Raw genomic sequence first — 1,146 nt, 5'->3', positions numbered from 1 at the left:
ATAGCATACAGACCTTGGAGAGAGTCTATAAACACTACTACTTTATAATACGAGGGTGTGATAAAAAAATTGGAGAATATATACATAAATTTGGAAAAAACAGAGAAAATATAAATGCTGTACTGTTGACGCACTCTCATCCGGACCATATTGGCGCCTTGAAATCCATAAAGAACACCTACTCATGCAGTGTATATGCCAGCAGGGGTGAACGGGATTGGATTGAAGATATTGACCTGCAGTATGAGAAACGCCCCATTCCCAGCTATTATAGTCTGGTGGATGGTTCGGTGCCGGTAGACCGGGTATTGTCAGATGGGGACCTGCTGGAGCTGGAGCCGGGGATTACCATTCAGGTAATAGGAGCGCCTGGCCATTCCAGGGAATCATTGTGTTTTTACTACAGGGAACATAAAATCCTCTTTACCGGGGATGCCATACCGGAGCCAACGGATGCTCTGATTTACGAAGACTCCCTGGCCAGTGAGACTACATTGATACGTCTGGAAGAACTGAAGGGCGTGGAACTGTATTGTCCGGCATGGGACAAGGTTTATGACAGCAGTACAGGTAAATCCGTGATTCATGACGGACTTTTGCGAATCTCTAAAATCAGGGAGTGTACAGAGGCACACAGAGGACAGATGCAGGAAGGAAGTCCCCAAGAGCTGTTTGAATTAATCTGTGAGGAAAGCAATTTGACCGAATATAAGAAAAATCCCCTGTTTATGCGTTCTGTCATGTCGGATTTAAGCCGGTGAAACAAAGAAAATCATAGGGATAATAGGGGGCTGGAATCAGGAAAGCGCAAAAAATGAAAAAAGTTGAAAAAACCTGTTGACATTTGTTGAAGCATCTGGTAAGATATCTCTTGCGCTGCGGTGAGTACCAAAGGCGCAAGAGAGTAAGAAAAAAGAAAATAAAAAAAGTTGTTGACAAACACTTGCAGCTGTGATAAGATATAAAAGTTGCTGCTGAACAAGCCGACAACAAAGAACCTTGATAATTGAAGATTAGACAGTATGTAAAACCCTGAAAATTCTAAAAACAAAAGGTCTGGTTTAGACCTTTGGATTTGAGAAAATTCAGAACAAAACCAAGTAATGAAGGTTAAAGATAACTAGCCAAGCTAAGTAGTCTGAAACC

The 1,146-nt window shown here is 42.0% G+C and carries 1 protein-coding gene; it reads left to right on the top strand.

Features of this window, described 5'->3' with window-relative positions:
• Window positions 1-14 precede the first annotated feature (14 nt).
• On the top strand, window positions 15-761 hold the full coding sequence (locus FGS84_RS30655) for an MBL fold metallo-hydrolase (RefSeq protein ID WP_279232869.1): 747 nt from the start codon (window positions 15-17) through the stop codon (window positions 759-761).
• The last annotated feature ends 385 nt before the right edge of the window (window positions 762-1,146 follow it).

The organism is Clostridium sp. 1001271st1 H5, from assembly GCF_005845215.1.
In the GTDB taxonomy this organism is placed as follows: Bacteria; Bacillota; Clostridia; order Lachnospirales; family Lachnospiraceae; genus Enterocloster.
The sequence above is the reverse complement of the archived record's forward strand: the minus strand, read 5'-3'. Positions and strand labels throughout refer to the sequence as shown.